Consider the following 1,955-nt stretch of genomic DNA (forward strand, 5'->3'; position numbering starts at 1 on the left):
ATGGTCTGCAGTCCGGGGTGAACTGGTCGGCGGTCGGTAAGCAGGCGGCGTTCGCGGGGGCGGTGGCGTTCCTCAGCACGGTGGCGGGGCCGGCGATGGGTAAGGTCGCTGGCGCTGTCGCCGGCGCTGTCAGCAAGCTGGGCGTGTCGGATGCCACCAAGGTTCTGTTGACCGATCTGCTGACGCGGCCCGTGCTGGAGACCGGCGGGGAGGTGATCTTCGGTATCGGCTCCGAGGGGATGGTGCTGGGGCACGTCAACCTCGATAATGTCGGTGCGGATCTTGTTTCCGGGGCGCTGTCGGGGGCAGGGGGATCGGCCGCGAGCGCGCTCGGGTTCCTCTTGAGTCGCGCCGTGATGCAGCCCCGGGTGCAGGTGCCTCGTATCGACTTCACGCCGGACGGTAAGCCGGTCATGCCGGTGGCGTCGACACCGGTTGGTGGGGACCCGTCCACGGGCTACCAGACCGGGGTCGACGATCCGAAGGCTGTGGGTGCCGGCACGCAGGCCCTGCCGCCCACCCCGCCACCCACGCCGCCGCTGCCGGCAGTGAACATGCCCACCCCGCCGCCCACGCCGCCGCCGCTGCCGGCATTGAACCTGCGCACGCCGAACCTGGACCCGTCGGTGCCGTCGTGGTCGGTGCCGTCGATGTCGATGCCGGCTGCGCCGGCGCCGCAGTGGGTCGCGGCAGCTGGTGCGCCGGTGGTCGAGCAGTGGCATCGGTTCCAGCAGGATCTGGTGGACCGCTACGGTGGGCTGCTGGCCGGGGTGGCTCAGGCGGGCAAGAGCATGGCCGGGCTTGCCGTGCCCGTCGAGCGGGTTTTCGCCGGGTGGGTCGACGCCCGGCAGGGTGATCCCGCTGTTCTGGCTTTCCTGTCCGCGGTCGGTCTGCCGGGTACCGCGCTCACCGAGGGGGATCTGACGGGTGTCCGGGAGCGGGCGGTGGCCCGGATGGCCGAGGCCTTGGCGTCCGCGGGTGAGCAGATCCCGGCCGAGGTGTGGTCGGAGCAGGTTGTCGACGCGCTGCCGGCGGCGTTCGACCTGGAGGCGTTGCGCGCGATCGCGCACCTGGCCGCCGAACACCACATCGACCACCTCGCCGCCGGCCTACCGACGGCCGCCAGCACGCCGACAGGCCCCGGCACGCCGGCAGGTGCCGGCGTGCCGGCAGGCGCTGGGGCGGCGGTGCCGTCCGCCGCCGCGATCGAGGCGGTCAAGAGCGCCGTGCGGAACCGGATGGACCGGATCCTCGATGCGATCCTCGATACCTCCGCACTGCCCGCTGTGGTGGCCAGTCCCGACGCCGCGCAGGTCAACGCCGTGGCGAACATGGTCCGGCAGACGGTCACCGACCTGCCCGCCCGTTTCTCGGCCGCGGCCATTCCCGACACCACCGCACCGCACACCGTCGCGTCCCCGGCGGACATCCCGGCAAACCGGCGTGCCGACGCGTCGCCGGTGCCGGTGACTCCCGAGCAGCACACCGCAGCCGCGACCAGGCTGGCAGAAAAACAGTTCCCCGCCCTGGCCGACCGGTACGGCGCCGACCTGGCCGACCACGACCGCCTCGTCAGATCATTCCGAGAAGACTGGGTCAAGGAATACCACCAGGTACTCGCGCAGGCCGCCGGCAGCGCCACGCCCGCCACCCCCAGCACGCCGGCTACGCCCAGCATGCCGGGCACTTCGGGTACGGCCAGCACGCCGGGCCCGTCCGGCACGCCGGATGCGGCCGGCGCCCGCAGTACGGTGCCGGGTGGCGCCGCCTCCCACATCGACGGCACGCCGAACCAGGACCGCACCAGCGACAGGATGTCGGACAGTGCCATGTCCGTCTCCAGCGACGACGTGTTCAGCCGCGACAGCAGCTCCACCGACACCGTCACGTCCAGTGCCCTCTCCTCACCGGACGAACCGATCAGTGCCGACTCTGGCAGTCTCGGCGAGCCGGCC

At 72.1% G+C, this 1,955-nt stretch carries 1 pseudogene; it reads left to right on the forward strand.

From position 1 onward, the window contains the following. Positions 1-1,955 (forward strand): annotated as a pseudogene (locus tag ACGFIZ_RS34175) (hypothetical protein); the annotation flags it as partial.

Origin of the sequence: Micromonospora sp. NPDC048830, from assembly GCF_043198215.1 — a bacterium.
Taxonomy (GTDB): domain Bacteria; phylum Actinomycetota; class Actinomycetes; order Mycobacteriales; family Micromonosporaceae; genus Micromonospora.